Here is a 15,446-nt window from a genome sequence, read left to right as displayed (position 1 = left end):
ACGAACTCACCGCTGGGTTTCCGGCCCTGTGGGGGTCCTCTTCATCCGGCCGAAAACAAACTCGGCTACCACGGAGAGAGGAACCACCCGCAGGACAGGAGACCGACCATGCGCAGGCATCAACCCCCGTGCCCCGGTGCCGCCGACCACCCCGACGACCACCCGTCCGTCATCGTCTCGGCCCATCCCGAACAGGGCTGGAGCCTGCTGTGCGACGGCACGATCGTCTTCGACGACACCGGTGAACTCCTCCCCGACGGACGGACCGTGAGCCCCCGTCGGCCCCCGGCCGCCGCCGGCTGAGTGGCCGTCAGTCGTCGTCCCCGGCGGTGAAGTCCAGGCGGTCCAGCCGCTCGGGGTCGGCCAGGATGTACATCTCGGTGATCCGGCCGTCGGCGACGGTGACCGCCATGACGGAGAGCGGGCGTCCCTCGGGCGCGGTGACCATGCCGACGGTGCCGTTGACCAGCGCGAGGTGTGCCGCGTCGGCGAACTGCCGGAAGGCGAGGGCCTGCTCGGCCACCGTCCGCGCCCCGCGCAGCACCTTGGAGGCGGCGGCGCCGCGCACCAGCGCGCCCGAGTCGACGCGCAGCACCACGTCCGGGTGGAGCAGCGCGACCAGCGCCTCGAAGTCGCCGCCGCGGGAGGCCTTCAGGAAGGCGTCGAGGACCTGGCGCTGCCTGCCCAGGTCCGGGTCGGCCGACGGGGAGGCCCCCTGGACCCGGCGGCGGGCCCGGCTGGCCAGCTGGCGGGTGGCCGCCGAACTGCGCTCCACGATCGGCGCGATGTCGTCGAAGGGGACCGAGAACAGGTCGTGCAGGACGAACGCCAGCCGCTCGGCGGGCTCCAGGGTCTCCAGGACGATGAGGAGGGCGAGCCCGACGGAGTCCGCCTCCAGCACCTCCTGTTCGGGGTCGATGCTCGACAACGGCCTGATCAACGGGTCCGGGACGAAGGTCTCGTCGATGGGCTGCTCGCGGCGCGCCGTACGGGAGCGCAGCATGTCGAGGCAGACCCGGCCGACCACCGTGGTCAGCCAGCCGCCCAGGTTCCTGATCTCGTCCGCGTCCGCGCGCCCCAGCCTGAGCCACGCCTCCTGGACGGCGTCGTCGGCCTCGGCGAGCGAGCCGAGCATCCGGTAGGCCACCGCGCGCAGTTGACCGCGGTGTTCCTGGAAGCGGTCGGCCAGCAGTTCCGTGTCCATGGTCATGTCCCCCGTTCCTCCACGGCCGCAGACTATGCGGACCCGCCACGCCCGCAACCTCTTTTGCCGGCAGGGGCTCACACCTCGTCGCGGGCGAGCGCGAGGAGCCGGTCCAGGACCCGGGGGGCGCCGACGCGCAGTCCGTCGTGCTCGAACTCGTCGGTCACCCAGGTGCGCAGGCCGCGGACGGCCCGGGCGGTCGCCAGCGAGTGCCCGGCGTCGACGTACATGTCGTCGTGGTAGACGGCGGCGGCGACCGGGACCTCGTTGGCGGCCAGCCGGGCCGGGTCGTACAGCGGCTGCCAGTCGGTGCGGGCGGCGAGCAGGTCGGCCGTCGCCTTCAGGGGCCGCAGGGCCGGGTCGGTCTCGAACATCCAGGGGTGCACGGTCTCCCCGGTGAACAGCACCGGGGCGTCGCCGGCGAGCGCCTTGGCCGCGTCGAACTGCGGGAACTCGGCGCGGACCCGCTCGGCCGCCCAGTCGGTGGGGCGGGCGTCCTGACCGTAGACCGGCTCGTGGACCAGGGCGTACAGCGGGTTGCTCGCGTACGACAGCAGGCCCTGGACCTGTTCCTGGAAGGCGTCGGAGAGTTCGGGACCGGACGGGGTGCGGACGAAGGCGTCCTCCAGGAGGAAGTGCAGGCGGTGGCTGCCGTCGCTCATGCCCAGCATCAGGCCGAGGGACTGGAAGGCCTCCACGGTGAGCCGGTAGCCGTTCGGCAGCAGGGTCTCGTGCTCCAGGAGGTGCTCGGCGATCCGCCGGGCCCGCTCGACGTCCTGCGGGTAGCGGTCGTAGTGCGCGGTGACCTTGCGCTCGATGCGCGGGTAGGCGGCGCGGTAGACGTCGTCGGCGTGCGCGTCCAGTGAGGGCAGGCCGCCGGTGATCACGGAGGTCTTGAGGCCCTCCGGGAAGAACGACAGGTACGTGACCGTACAGAAGCCGCCGAAGCTCTGCCCGAGGGTCGTCCACGGGGCACCGCCGGTGACCTGCGGGCGGATCGCCTCGCAGTCCCGGACGATCGAGTCGGCGCGGAAGCGGGCGAGGTAGTCGGCCTGGGCGGCGGGGCCGCCGCGGAGCGGGAGGGTCTGCCGGTTGACCGGGGTGGAGCGGCCGGTGCCGCGCTGGTCGAGGAGCAGGACGCGGTAGTCCGCCAGGGCCCGGTCGAGCCAGGCCTGCCGTCCGACGAAACGATTCGCTCCGAAGCCCGGGCCGCCCTGGAGGTACAGCAGCCAGGGCAGCTCCTGGTCCGCCTTGTCGCTCGCGACCGCTTCCCGGGCGTACAGCTCGACGGTCTCACCGTCCGGGTCCGCGTGGTCGAGGGGGACGGTGAAGCGGCGGTCGGTGAGGACGACGCCGGGCTGGCGGTAGCTGATGCTCAACGTTTCTCCCGGGACGGACGGACGGTCGCGTCCCAGTTCAGCACATGTCCCGGGCGGATCCGCCCCCGGGATCATGAAATCGTTACTGAACAACAGGTCAGCGGGCGGCGAGGCTGGAGCGCCGCACCACCAGTTCCGGCTGGAGCACCACCCGGCGGTGTTCGTGCGCGGCCTGTCCCTCCCGCTCCTCGGTCTCCTCCAGGAGGAGGTCCGCGGCCATCGCCCCCATGGTGACGGCGGGCTGGCGGACGGAGGTCAGCGGTACGGCGGCAGCCGCGGCGAACTCGATGTCGTCGTAGCCGACGATCGCGAGGTCGTCCGGGACGACCACCCCGGCCGCGTACATGGCCTGGAGGACGCCGAGGGCAAGGAGGTCGTTGGCGCAGAACACGGCGGTGGGCCGGTCGGCGAGACCGAGCAGGCGGGCGCCCGCGTCCCGTCCGGCGGCCACGTCGAGCCGCTCGGTCGGCAGCTCGCGCAACGCGTCGGGGCCGAGTCCGGCCTCGGCGAGGGCGTTCAGGGCGCCGGTGCGGCGGTCGCGGACCTGGTTGAACCCGGGCGGTCCGCTGACGTAGGCGATGGACCGGTGACCGGCGTCGACGAGGTGGCGGACGGCCAGCGCGCCGCCCGCCACGTCGTCGACGCTGACCGAGCACTCGGTGGTGCCCTCGGCGACCCGGTCGACCAGCACGAAGGGGATGCCGTGCCGGCGGAAGGTCTCGATGTTGCGGCCGGTGGCGTCCGCCGGGGTGAGCAGGACGCCCCGCACCCGCTGTTCGGCGAAGAGCGAGAGGTACTCGGCCTCCTCGCCGGCGTTCTGCGCGCTGTTGCAGACCATCACGCCGAGTCCGGCGTCCCGGGCCGCCCGCTCGGCGCCCCGGGCCACGTCCACGAAGAAGGGGTTGCCCATGTCGAGGACGAGCAGGCCCATGATCCGGCTGCGGCCCGCGCGCAACTGGCGCGCGGACTCGCTGCGGACGTAGCCGAGCCGGTCGATCGCCGACTGCACCCGCGCCCGGGTCTCGCCGGCGACGGTGTCCGGGCGGTTGATGACGTTCGAGACCGTGCCCACCGAGACTCCGGCGGCGCGGGCGACGTCCTTGATACCCACCGACTGGGCCATCGGTCGAGACCTCCAGAAAACATGGACGGCGCCTTCACGGCACGGAAGGGCACATCGGGAAGGGCTTCACATTACGACATGACTCGCGCACCGGTCCGGGTCAAGCGGGCAGGGCGAAGTCGACGACATGGAGCGCGGAGGGTGTCGTACCGCTCGACGTCTCCTGGTACATGAACGACAGCACATTGTCGGCCTTGACCCGCAACTCGTCGATGACGACCTCGCCGAAGGCGTTCAGGCCGCTGCCGTCGTGGAGCAGCGCCCAGTCGGTGTAGCCGGAGGCCTTCGACGCGCCGGCGATCCTGCCGTAGGGGAAGACCGCGTAGGCGTTGTCGTACTTGTCCAGGACCAGCTTGGTGCGCTGGCTGGAGTTCAGTACGACGGGTATCTCGGTCTTCTGCCAGGTGCCGGCCGAGTTCTTGCGGAGATGGAAGGCGCGGCCGTTGGCGGTGCGGTCGCTGACGTAGTTCGTGGTGCACTGGCCGAAGCGGCCGGGGACGTAGCTGATGATCGCGTGCGGGAGGCCGGCGGAGTCGGTCCACTGGCTCTCCTGGTTCATCAGGGAGTGGTCGGGGTTGAGGGAGTCGACGACCAGCCCGGAGTCGGTGACGGCGACGGTGTCCGAGGTGCCGGTGGTCGCGACCAGGGTGCCGGCGTCGTTGCGCCAGGTGCGGCCGCGGTCGGTGGAGTAGACGTAGCCGGTGTCGTGGTTGGTGATGCCGCCGCTGTTGCACATGACGGACGCCGACTGCTCACGCCAGGTGAAGAAGGCGTGCAGCCGCCCGTTGACGTCGTAGTCGATCCCGTGCAGGTACATGTTGCGGGCGGTCGACGAACCGTGCGTACTCGTGTACGTCCCGGTGGAGCTGCTCCACTCCCCCAGCGCGGTCCAGCTCGAACCGTCGTACTCCGCAAGGGCGTTACGGCCGTTGCCGGAGATCCCCACCCGGTAGCTGAGCTGGAGCTTCCCCTCTGGGGTGGAGATGAACTGCGGGTAGGTGAACTGCGAGGTGAGCGACAGCCCGTCCAGCGAGGTCTGTACGGCGCCGAAGACGGCCGATGTCCAGGCGGTGGTGCCGGGGTTGTCGAGCAGCCCGGCGACCGACTTCACGTAGAAGAAGCCGTCGCTGTGCGAGTCCATGTTGATGTGGAGGCGGCCGTCGGCCTTCGAAACGCCCATGGAGATGACGTTGTGCGAGTCGCTGGACTTGAGCTGGTGGGCGAGGGTGACGGTCGACCAGGACGCCCCGCCGAGCACCCGGCGCCCGATCACCGCGGAGCCGGTCGAGGTGTACCAGCCGGCGTACTGGTAGCCCTTGTACGTGAACAGACCGTTCTTCTGGAAGGAGTTGTTGTTGACCAGGCCGTCGTAGGAGACGAAGAAGATGGCCTGGGCGTCCAGTTGGGTGCTCTGCTGCTTGTTCACCGACGGTCCGGGGTCGGCCGCGCGGGCGGTGCCGGCGGCGAGGGCGGGGGTGGCCACGGCGCCGAGGAGGGCGGCCCCCAGTACGGTACGTCTTCTCACGAGCGGCTCCTGTCGTGGTTCAGGCGAGGTGGAACACTTCGGTGAGCGGTTTCATCGCCTCGTCGGGACGGGCGCCGTCGAGGGCTTCGAAGAAGGGGCCCATCTCGGCCTGCCAGCGGGCGTTGACCTCGGTGGCCTCCATGCCGGCGCGGGCGGCCTCGAAGTCCTCGGTCTCCAGATAGCCGACCAGCAGGCCGTCGTCGCGCAGAAAGAGCGAGTAGTTGTGCCAGCCGGTGGCGGAGAGCGCCGCGCGCATCTCCGGCCACACGGCGGCGTGGCGTTCGCGGTACTCGGCAAGGCGGTCCTGCCGGACCTTGAGGAGGAAACAGACGCGCTGCATAAGTACCGCTCCCGCGCTAGAAGTTGAACTGGTCGATGTTCTTCGCGTCGAACACGGTCGGCTTGCCGAGGTTGATCACGCCGTCCTTGCCGATGGTGTAGGTGGTGTCGCCGGCCTTGAAGGTCTCGCCCTCCTTGCCGGTGATCTGCCCGGAGACCAGCGCGACGGCGGTACGGGCGGCGAGGTCGCCGAGCTTGGCCGGGTCCCACAGCTCGAAGGCGTCGACGGTGCCGTTCTTGACGTACTGGCGCATGTCGTTGGGCGTGCCGAGGCCGGTCAGCTTGACCTTGCCCTTGTACTTGGAGCCGGACAGGTACTGGGCCGCGGCCTTGATGCCGACCGTGGTCGGGGAGATGATCCCCTTCAGGTTCGGGTACTGCTGGAGCAGGCCCTGGGTCTGCTGGAAGGACGCCTGGGCGTCGTCGTTGCCGTAGGCGATCTTGACCAGCTTGACGTTCTTGTACTTCGGGTCCTTCAGCTCGTCCTTCATGAACCCGATCCAGGTGTTCTGGTTGGTCGCGGTCTGCGCGGCGCTCAGGATCGCGATCTCGCCCTTGTACCCGATCTGCTCGGCGAGCAGCTGCACCTCGGTGCGGCCGAGGTCCTCGGCGCTGGCCTGCGAGACGAAGGCGTTGCGGCAGCCGGCGTTGGTGTCGGAGTCGTAGGTGACGACCTTGATACCGCTGCTCATGGCCTGCTTGAGCGCGGTGCACAGGGCGCCCGGGTCCTGGGCGGACACGGCCATGGCGTTGACCTGCTGCTGGGTCAGGGTGTTGACGTAGCTGACCTGCCCGGAGGTGTCGGTCGCGCTGGACGGCCCGACCTCCTTGTACTTGCTGCCCAGCTCGGTGAGCGCCTTCTCGCCGCCCTTGTCGGCGGAGGTGAAGTAGGGGTTGTTGACCTGCTTGGGCAGGAACCCGACGGTCAGGCCCTTCTTCAGCGCCGCGTTCGGGTCGGCCTTGGCGGTGGAGGTCGCGGCGGACGACTCGTCACTGCTGGAGTTGTTCTTGGTGGTGCCGCCGCACGCGGTGGCGGCGAGAGCGAGGGAGGAGACGGCGGCAACGGCGACACAGACACGCCGGAGGGACGACTTACGCATGACGGTTCCTTTTTCAGTAACGGCTCTGGAAGCGCCCCCTCCTGGGGGCGCTGGGGGTACCCCCGGCCGAAGGCTGGGGGAGGAACTGCGCGGTCAACCACACACAACCCGCAGCATTCAGACGGCCTTCGCACCCCTGTGCCTGGCGAGCGAGACCTGCCGGGCAACCTTCGGCCCAAGCACCGAGACGACAAGCAACACACCGGTCACGACGATCTGCGACTGCGCCGACACGTTCAGCAGACTCATCACGTTCTGCAGCGCCCCGAGCAGGAACACCCCGGCGATCGCCCCACCGAGCGTTCCACGACCCCCGTCGAAGTCGATGCCACCGAGCAACACCGCCGCCACGACGCTCAGTTCGAGCCCCGTCGCGTTGTCGTACCGCGCACTCGCGTAGTGCAGGGCCCAGAAGATCCCGGTGAGCGAGGCCATGAAGCCGGTGGCGACGAACAGGATCAGTTTGTGGCGCTTGACGCGGATCCCGGCGAACCGCGCCGCCTCCTCGCTCGCCCCGACGGCGAACAGCGACCGCCCGAACGGCGTGGCATGCAGCACCACCACCGCGATCGCCAGCAGCACCAGGAACGGCAGGAAAGCCCGCGGCAGGAACGTGTCACCGAGCCGCCCCGCCGCGAAGTCCAGGTACTGCGTGGGGAAGTCGGTCACCGCGTCGGAGCCGAGGACGATCTGCGCGATGCCCCGGTAGGCGGCGAGCGTGCCGATGGTGACGGCCAGCGACGGCAGGCCCAGCCGTGTCACCAGCAGGCCGTTGACCAGCCCGCACACCACACCGAGCAGCAGGCACAGCGGGATGATCGTCTCGATCGCCATGCCCTCGTTCCACAGCTTGCCCATGACGGCGCCCGAGAGCCCGGCGGTCGACGCGACCGAGAGGTCGATCTCGCCGGCGACGACCAGCAGTGTCATCGGCAGGGCGATCAGCGCGATGGGAAGCGTGTTGCCGATCAGGAACGACAGGTTGAGCGAGTTGCCGAAGCCGTCGACGAAGCCGAACGACAGCAGCAGGAGGACGATCAGCAGGGTGCCGACGACCGTGTCCCAGCGGACCGCGCGGGTCAGGGAGTCAGGCATGGCGGGCGCTCCTCTTCTTCAGTGCGGAGGCCACCCGCAGCGCCACGACCCGGTCGACGGCGATGGCGAGCAGCAGCAGGAAGCCGTTGATGGCGAGCACCCACACGGAGCTGACCCCGAGGGCCGGCAGCACGCTGTTGATGGAGGTGAGCAGCAGTGCGCCGAGCGCGGCGCCGTACACGCTCCCGGAGCCGCCGGTGAAGACCACGCCGCCGACCACCACGGCGCTCACGACGGTGAGTTCGTAGCCGGTGCCGGTGCCGGAGTCGACGTTCCCGAACCGGGCCAGGTACATCGCGCCGGCGAGTCCCGCGAGGGCGCCGCAGAAGGTGTACGCGGTGAGAATCCGCTTGCGGACCGGGATGCCGGCCAGCCGGGCGGCCTCGGGGTTGGAACCGAGTGCGTACAACTCCCGCCCGCTGCCGAAGTGTTTGAGGTAGTAGGCGGTGGCGACCAGCACCGCGAGGGCGATGAGGGCCAGCCAGGGGATCGCCGACAGACCGCCGGAGCCGAAGTCGACGAAGGAGCCGGGGAGGTCGGCGGCCGTGATCTGCCGGGAGCCGACCCAGATGGAGTCGACACCCCGGATGATGTACAGCGTGCCGAGGGTGACCACGAGGGCGGGTACCTGGCCGAGGCTCACCAGCAGGCCGTTGAGCAGTCCGCAGCCGATGCCGAGCAGCACGGCGAGCAGGATCGCGACGACCGGGTTGCCGCCGCCGTGCAGGTAGTCGCCGGCGGCGAAGGCGGTGATGCCGAGGGTGGAGCCGACGGACAGGTCGACGTTGCGGGTGATCACCACCAGTGACTGGCCGGTGGCGACCAGCACCAGGATGGTGGCGTTGAGCAGCAGGTCCTTGATGCCCTGCTCGGAGAGGAACTCGCTGTTGCCGGCCTGGGTGACGGCGATCATCACCAGGAAGACGATCAGGATGGCGAGTTCGCGCATCTTGAAGACGCGGTCGACGAGCCGGGTCCCGGCGGACCCGGGTGCCTCGGCGACGGGGGTCGGTTCGGAGGTGGTCACCGTCATGCGGCGGCCCTCCCGGTGGCTGCGGCCATCACGGTTTCCTCGCTGGCTTCGGAGCGCGGGATCTCGGCGGTGATCCGGCCCTCGTGCATCACCAGCACGCGGTCGGCCATGCCGAGGATCTCGGGCAGGTCGGAGGAGATCATCAGGACGGCGACCCCGTCGGCGGCCAACTCGCCGAGGAGCCGGTGGACTTCGGCCTTCGTACCGACGTCGATACCGCGGGTCGGCTCGTCGACGATCAGTACCTTCGGGCCGGTCGCGAGCCATTTGGCGAGGACGACCTTCTGCTGGTTGCCGCCGGAGAGGGTGGAGACGGTGTCGACGATCCGGGCGTACTTCACCTGGAGCCTGACGGCCCAGTCGAGGGAGCGGCTGCGTTCGGCGCCCCGGTCGACGAGGCCCGCCTTCACGGTCGTACGCAGGCCGGTCAGGCCGATGTTCCGCTCGATGGACATGTCCATCACGAGGCCTTGGGCACGCCGGTCCTCGGGGACGAGGGCGAGGCCGGCGGACATCGCGACGGAGGGTGCGCCGTTGGTCAGTTTCCGTCCCCTGACCTCGACTTCACCGGCGTCCCAGCGATCGACGCCGAACACGGCGCGGGCGACCTCGGTTCGGCCGGCGCCGACCAGTCCGGCGAGGCCGACGATCTCGCCGGACCGCACCTCGAAGGAGACGTCGGTGAAGACGCCCTCGCGGGTCAGCCGCCGTACGCTCAGGGCGACTTCGCCGGGGCTGACGTCCTGCTTGGGATAGAGCTCGTCCAGGTCCCGGCCGACCATCCGGCGGACGAGGTCGTCCTCGGTCATGCCGTCGACGAGCTCGCTGGCGATCCAGGCGCCGTCCCGGAGGGTGGTGACCCGCCGGCAGATCTGGAAGATCTCCTCGAGCCGGTGCGAGATGAACAGCACGGCGGCGCCCTGGTCGCGCAGGGTGCGGACGACGCCGAAGAGGCGGGCGACCTCGCTGCCGGTGAGGGCGGCCGTCGGCTCGTCCATGATCAGGACCCGGGCGTCGAAGGAGAGCGCCTTGGCGATCTCGACGATCTGCTGGTCGGCGATGGACAGGCCGCGGGCGGGGCGGTCGGGGTCGAGGGCGACGCCGAGCCGCTTCATCAGGGCGGCGGTGGCCGCGCGGGTGGCCTTGTGGTCGATGCGGCCGAGGGCGCGCCTGGGCTGGCGGCCCATGAAGATGTTCTCGGCGATCGACAGGTCGGGGAAGAGCGTGGGTTCCTGGTAGATCACGGCGATTCCGGCGTCGCGGGCGTCGCCGGGGCCGTGGAAGACGACGGGCTCGCCGTCGAGCAGCACCTGGCCGGCGTCCGGTCGGTGCACTCCGGCGAGGGTCTTGATCAGCGTCGACTTGCCCGCGCCGTTCTCCCCGGCGAGGGCGTGCACCTCGCCGGGGAACAGCTCCAGGGAGACGTCCCGCAGGGCGCGCACGGCGCCGAAGGACTTGGAGACGTCCTTCAGCGCCAGCACCGGGGCCGGTCCCGTGTCGGACGGGTGGGTCATGAGGGCTCCTCGACGACACCGGCGAGACGGTGGGTACCGGCTCTCACGGCGTCGTGAAAGGTTTCAACTGGATTGCCGGGACCGTAGGCACCACGGGCATGTCACGTCAATGGGTCCGTGTCGAAAAAATTTCGATAGCCAAAGGTCACGGCGGAGTCACGGAGAACATGGTTGGTCGGAATGCTTGACACCCCCGCGAGGGCCTCATACTTTGCCGTTCTGAATCGTTTCACCACTCAGTTGTTCCGATCCCTCAGGAGCCCCGAAGTGACCGACCTCGCCGCGGTGAAGGCCGCGCTGAAGACCCAGGCCGTCGAAACGCCGTCGTGGGCGTACGGAAACTCGGGAACCCGCTTCAAGGTGTTCGCCCAGCAGGGCGTGCCACGCTCGCCGAAGGAGAAGCTGGACGACGCCGCGCAGGTCCACGCCGTGACCGGGGTGGCGCCGACGGTCGCCCTGCACATCCCCTGGGACAAGGTGGACGACTATGCGGACCTGGCCAAGCACGCCGAGGAGCGCGGGCTGCGGCTGGGGGCGATCAACTCCAACACCTTCCAGGACGACGACTACAAGCTGGGCAGCATCTGCCACCCGGACGCGGCGGTGCGCCGCAAGGCCGTCGATCACCTGCTGGAGTGCGTCGACATCATGGACGCGACGGGGTCGCAGGACCTCAAGCTGTGGTTCGCCGACGGCACGAACTACCCCGGTCAGGACGACATCCGGGCGCGGCAGGACCGGCTGGCCGAGGGGCTCGCCGAGGTGTACGCGCGGCTGGGTGACGGGCAGCGGATGCTGCTGGAGTACAAGCTCTTCGAGCCGTCCTTCTACACGACCGACGTGCCGGACTGGGGCACGGCCTACGCCCACTGTCTGAAGCTGGGGCCGAAGGCACAGGTCGTGGTCGACACCGGTCACCACGCGCCGGGCACCAACATCGAGTTCATCGTCGCGACGCTGCTGCGGGAGGGGAAGCTCGGCGGGTTCGACTTCAACTCGCGGTTCTACGCGGACGACGACCTCATGGTGGGGGCCGCGGATCCGTTCCAGCTGTTCCGGATCATGTACGAGGTGGTGCGTGGCGGCGGGCTCACGGCCGAGGTGGCCTTCATGCTCGACCAGTGCCACAACATCGAGGCGAAGATCCCGGCGATCATCCGGTCGGTGATGAACGTGCAGGAAGCCACCGCCAAGGCGCTCCTCGTCGACCGTGACGCGCTGGCCGCGGCCCAGCGGGCCGGGGACGTGCTGGAGGCGAACGCGGTACTGATGGATGCCTACAACACGGATGTACGGCCGTTGCTGCGGGAGGTGCGGGACGAGATGGGGTTGGACCCCGACCCGATCGCGGCGTACCGGCGGTCGGGATGGGCCGAGAAGATCGTCGCCGAGCGGGTCGGAGGGGAACAGGCGGGGTGGGGTGCGTAAGCGTCTGCCCTGAGCTGTTTCGTCGCGGGATGCGGGCCGGTTGTGGCTGGTCGCGCCCGCGCGGCGGTAGCCGCGTATCAAATGCAGCCCCGCGCCCCCAGGGAATGCAGTGACCCTCTGTCGACAAGTAAGGAACCTCATGTCCACCCATCCCGAAGCCGCCGCTCTCCTCGCCCGGTCCCATCGGCTCGGTGCCGATCCCCGCAACACGAACTACGCCGGCGGGAACACGTCCGCCAAGGGCACCGCCGCCGACCCCGTCACCGGTGGTGATGTCGAGCTGATGTGGGTGAAGGGGTCCGGTGGTGACCTCGGCACGCTCACCGAGGGCGGGCTCGCCGTGTTGCGCCTGGACCGGTTGCGGGCGCTGGCCGGGGTGTACCCGGGGGTCGACCGCGAGGACGAGATGGTCGCCGCCTTCGACTACTGCCTGCACGGCAAGGGCGGGGCCGCTCCCTCCATCGACACCGCCATGCACGGGCTCGTCGACGCCCCGCACGTCGATCATCTGCACCCGGACTCCGGGATCGCGCTGGCGTGTGCCGCCGACGGGGAGAAGCTGACCGCCGAGTGCTTCGGGGACAGCGTGGTGTGGGTGCCGTGGCGGCGGCCCGGGTTCCAGCTCGGGCTGGACATCGCCGCGATCAAGGCCGCCAACCCGCAGGCGATCGGGTGTGTGCTCGGCGGGCACGGGATCACCGCCTGGGGCGACAGCTCCGAGGAGTGCGAGGCCAACTCGCTGCACATCATCCGCACCGCCGAGGCCTTCCTCGCGGAGCGCGGGAAAGCTGAGCCCTTCGGGCCCGTCGTCGAGGGGTACGGCGCACTGCCGGAGGCCGAACGGCGGGAGCGGGCCGCGGCCCTCGCGCCGTACGTCCGGGCGGTCGCCTCCCAGGACAAGGCGCAGGTCGGGCACTTCACCGACTCCGACGTCGTCCTCGACTTCCTGGCGCGGGCGGAGCATCCGCGGCTCGCCGCGTTGGGCACCTCCTGCCCCGACCACTTCCTGCGGACGAAGGTCCGGCCGCTGGTGCTCGACCTGCCGCCGACCGCGCCGCTGGAGGAAGCCGTGGCCCGGCTGCGCGAGCTGCACGCCGAGTACCGCGAGGAGTACGCCGCCTACTACCGGCGGCACGCCCTGCCGGACTCCCCCGCCATGCGCGGCGCGGACCCGGCGATCGTGCTCGTGCCGGGCGTCGGCATGTTCAGCTTCGGCAAGGACAAGCAGACCGCCCGGGTCGCGGGTGAGTTCTACGTCAACGCGATCAATGTGATGCGCGGGGCCGAGGCGGTGTCGTCCTACGCGCCGATCGAGGAGTCGGAGAAGTTCCGGATCGAGTACTGGGCCCTTGAGGAGGCCAAGCTCCAGCGGATGCCGAAGCCGAAGGCACTGGCCACGCGGGTGGCGCTGGTGACCGGGGCCGGCAGCGGGATCGGCAGGGCCATCGCGCACCGGCTGGCGGCCGAGGGGGCGTGTGTCGTCGTCGCCGACCTCAACGCCGAGGGCGCGGCCGCGGTGGCGCGGGAGCTCGGCGGGGCCGACAAGGCCGTCGCGGTCACCGTGGACGTGACGTCCGAGGAGCAGATCGCGGAGGCGTTCCGGGCCGCCGCGCTCGCCTTCGGCGGGGTGGATCTCGTCGTCAACAACGCGGGGATCTCGATCTCCAAGCCGCTCCTGGAGACCTCGGCCAAGGACTGGGACCTCCAGCACGACATCATGGCCCGCGGGTCCTTCCTCGTGTCGCGGGAGGCCGCGCGGGTGATGACCGCCCAGGGTCTGGGCGGTGACATCGTCTACATCGCCTCCAAGAACGCCGTGTTCGCCGGGCCCAACAACATCGCCTACTCCGCGACCAAGGCCGACCAGGCGCACCAGGTGCGGCTGCTCGCCGCCGAGCTGGGGGAACACGGGATCCGGGTCAACGGGGTCAACCCGGACGGGGTGGTCCGGGGGTCCGGGATCTTCGCCGGCGGCTGGGGGGCTCAGCGGGCCGCCGTCTACGGGGTGGAGGAGTCGAAGCTGGGCGAGTTCTACGCGCAGCGGACCATCCTCAAGCGTGAGGTGCTGCCCGAGCATGTGGCGAACGCGGTGTTCGCCCTGACGGGTGGGGAGCTGACCCACACCACCGGGCTGCACGTGCCCGTCGACGCGGGTGTGGCGGCCGCGTTCCTGCGATGACCGCGCCCAAGTCCTACGCCGCGGTCGACCTCGGCGCGTCCAGTGGGCGGGTCATGGTCGGCCGGGTGGGCCCGGACTCGCTGGAGCTGACCGAGGCGCACCGGTTCGTGAACCGGCCGGTGCGCGTTCCGGAGGGACTGCGGTGGGACGTACTCGCCCTGTACGCCGGGGTGCTGGAGGGGCTCCGTGTGGCAGGGCAGGTGGACTCCGTCGGCATCGACAGCTGGGCCGTGGACTACGGCCTGCTGGACGCCGACGGGGCGCTGCTCGGCAACCCGGTGCACTACCGGGACGCGCGGACCGAGGGTATCGCCGAGAAGGTGTGGGCCACCCTGCCGGCCGCGGAGCTGTACGCCCGCACCGGGCTCCAGTACGCGCCCTTCAACACCGTCTACCAGCTGGTGGCCGCGCGGTCCACTGCCCGGTTCGCGCACGCCGAGCGGCTGTTGCTCGTCCCGGACCTGCTGTCGTACTGGCTGACCGGCGAGCAGGGCACCGAGCTGACCAACGCCTCCACCACCCAGCTGATCGACCCCCGGACGCGCGACTGGTCGTACGAGGTCGCGGACCGGCTGGGGATCGACCTCGGCCTGTTCGCGCCGCTGCGGCGGCCCGGGGATCCCGCCGGGGTGCTGCGCCCCGAGGTGCTGGAGGAGACGGGGCTGACCGGACCGGTGCGGGTGACCGCCGTCGGCTCGCACGACACCGCGTCGGCGGTGGCCGCCGTACCGGCGGTCGGCGAACGGTTCGCCTACATCTGCACCGGCACCTGGTCGCTGGCCGGCCTTGAGCTGACGGCGCCCGTGCTGACCGAGGAGAGCCGGGCCGCCAACTTCACCAACGAACTGGGGCTCGACGGCACGGTCCGATATTTGCGCAACATCATGGGGCTGTGGCTGCTCCAGGAGTGCGTACGCGCCTGGGGCGACCCGGAACTGGGCGGGTTGCTGCGGGCGGCGGCCGACGTGCCGGCGCTGCGGTCGGTGGTGGACGCGGGGGATGCGGGGTTCCTGGCACCCGGGCGGATGCCGGAGCGGATCGCCGAGGCGTGCCGTGCCTCCGGGCAGCCGGTGCCGCGGACGCCCGGTGAGATCACCCGGTGCATTCTCGACTCGCTGGCGCTCGCCCACCGGCGGGCCGTCGCCCAGGCGCAGCGGCTCGCCGACCATCCGGTGGACACGGTGTACGTGGTGGGCGGCGGCACCCGCAACGCACTGCTCTGCCAGCTTACCGCCGACGCCTGCGGGCTGCCGGTGGTTGCGGGTCCGACGGAGGCGGCGGCCCTCGGGAACGTGCTGGTCCAGGCCCGTACGCACGGTCTCGTCGGCGACCTCGCCGACATGCGGGGGCTGCTCACCCGCACCCAGCCGCTGACCCGGTACACGCCGCGCGGCGGCACCGCCCGCTGGGAGGCCGCCGAGGCGCGGCTGGCCCCGCGGTGACCCAGCGTCACCGGGCGCCCGGTGACGGCTCCCGACGCGCCGCACCGCGACCGGGTCTCCCGCTGATCCCAGCGGACCATTACCC

Annotated in this window: 13 protein-coding genes; 4 read left to right on the top strand and 9 right to left on the bottom strand. The window is 70.6% G+C overall.

Going from position 1 to position 15,446, the window contains the following annotated elements; translation table 11 throughout:
• Positions 1-108 precede the first annotated feature (108 nt).
• Complete coding sequence (locus ACZ4UV_RS29475; RefSeq protein ID WP_451018820.1) at positions 109-303, top strand: DUF5999 family protein; 195 nt, start codon at positions 109-111, stop codon at positions 301-303.
• A 7-nt stretch (positions 304-310) separates the two neighbouring features.
• Here ACZ4UV_RS29475 and sigJ read toward each other — a convergent pair whose 3' ends face one another.
• From sigJ to ACZ4UV_RS29430, 9 genes are all read right to left on the bottom strand, one after another.
• Positions 311-1,210 carry an RNA polymerase sigma factor SigJ gene (gene sigJ / locus ACZ4UV_RS29470; protein WP_451018821.1) on the bottom strand — a complete coding sequence of 300 codons (900 nt, stop codon included), beginning with the start codon at positions 1,208-1,210 and terminating at the stop codon, positions 311-313.
• A gap of 71 nt (positions 1,211-1,281) precedes the next feature.
• Positions 1,282-2,583 carry an alpha/beta fold hydrolase gene (locus ACZ4UV_RS29465; protein WP_451018822.1) on the bottom strand — a complete coding sequence of 434 codons (1,302 nt, stop codon included), beginning with the start codon at positions 2,581-2,583 and terminating at the stop codon, positions 1,282-1,284.
• 97 nt (positions 2,584-2,680) lie between these two features.
• Positions 2,681-3,706, bottom strand: coding sequence for a LacI family DNA-binding transcriptional regulator (locus ACZ4UV_RS29460; RefSeq protein ID WP_351486645.1), 1,026 nt, complete (start codon positions 3,704-3,706; stop codon positions 2,681-2,683).
• 100 nt (positions 3,707-3,806) lie between these two features.
• Complete coding sequence (locus ACZ4UV_RS29455; RefSeq protein WP_467841929.1) at positions 3,807-5,231, bottom strand: BNR repeat-containing protein; 1,425 nt, start codon at positions 5,229-5,231, stop codon at positions 3,807-3,809.
• 19 nt (positions 5,232-5,250) lie between these two features.
• On the bottom strand, positions 5,251-5,571 hold the full coding sequence (locus ACZ4UV_RS29450) for an L-rhamnose mutarotase (RefSeq protein WP_351486648.1): 321 nt from the start codon (positions 5,569-5,571) through the stop codon (positions 5,251-5,253).
• Between the two features lie 16 nt (positions 5,572-5,587).
• On the bottom strand, positions 5,588-6,670 hold the full coding sequence (gene rhaS / locus ACZ4UV_RS29445; RefSeq protein WP_351486650.1) for a rhamnose ABC transporter substrate-binding protein: 1,083 nt from the start codon (positions 6,668-6,670) through the stop codon (positions 5,588-5,590).
• Between the two features lie 117 nt (positions 6,671-6,787).
• Positions 6,788-7,765 (bottom strand): ABC transporter permease, encoded by a 978-nt coding sequence (locus tag ACZ4UV_RS29440; protein WP_467841925.1) that lies wholly within the window; start codon positions 7,763-7,765, stop codon positions 6,788-6,790.
• Positions 7,758-8,798, bottom strand: coding sequence for an ABC transporter permease (locus tag ACZ4UV_RS29435; RefSeq protein WP_451021783.1), 1,041 nt, complete (start codon positions 8,796-8,798; stop codon positions 7,758-7,760). The genes ACZ4UV_RS29440 and ACZ4UV_RS29435 overlap by 8 nt, the downstream gene beginning before the upstream one ends.
• Positions 8,795-10,312, bottom strand: coding sequence for a sugar ABC transporter ATP-binding protein (locus ACZ4UV_RS29430; RefSeq protein ID WP_467841923.1), 1,518 nt, complete (start codon positions 10,310-10,312; stop codon positions 8,795-8,797). Before ACZ4UV_RS29430 ends, ACZ4UV_RS29435 begins: the two co-directional genes overlap by 4 nt.
• Before the next feature lie 267 nt (positions 10,313-10,579).
• Here ACZ4UV_RS29430 and rhaI point away from each other — a divergent pair, with 267 nt between their 5' ends.
• The 3 genes from rhaI to ACZ4UV_RS29415 all read left to right on the top strand — a co-directional run bounded on the left by rhaI (position 10,580) and on the right by ACZ4UV_RS29415 (position 15,361).
• A complete protein-coding gene (rhaI, locus tag ACZ4UV_RS29425; protein ID WP_451021781.1) occupies positions 10,580-11,740 on the top strand; it encodes an L-rhamnose isomerase in 1,161 nt (386 codons plus the stop codon).
• Positions 11,741-11,879: 139 nt separating this feature from the next.
• Complete coding sequence (locus ACZ4UV_RS29420; protein ID WP_451021780.1) at positions 11,880-13,919, top strand: bifunctional aldolase/short-chain dehydrogenase; 2,040 nt, start codon at positions 11,880-11,882, stop codon at positions 13,917-13,919.
• Positions 13,916-15,361, top strand: coding sequence for a rhamnulokinase (locus ACZ4UV_RS29415; protein ID WP_467841919.1), 1,446 nt, complete (start codon positions 13,916-13,918; stop codon positions 15,359-15,361). The genes ACZ4UV_RS29420 and ACZ4UV_RS29415 overlap by 4 nt, the downstream gene beginning before the upstream one ends.
• Positions 15,362-15,446: the final 85 nt, after the last annotated feature.

Source organism: Streptomyces sp. NPDC028289, from assembly GCF_055565975.1.
Note: the sequence above shows the minus strand (reverse complement) of the source record. Positions and strands in the feature narration are given on the sequence as shown.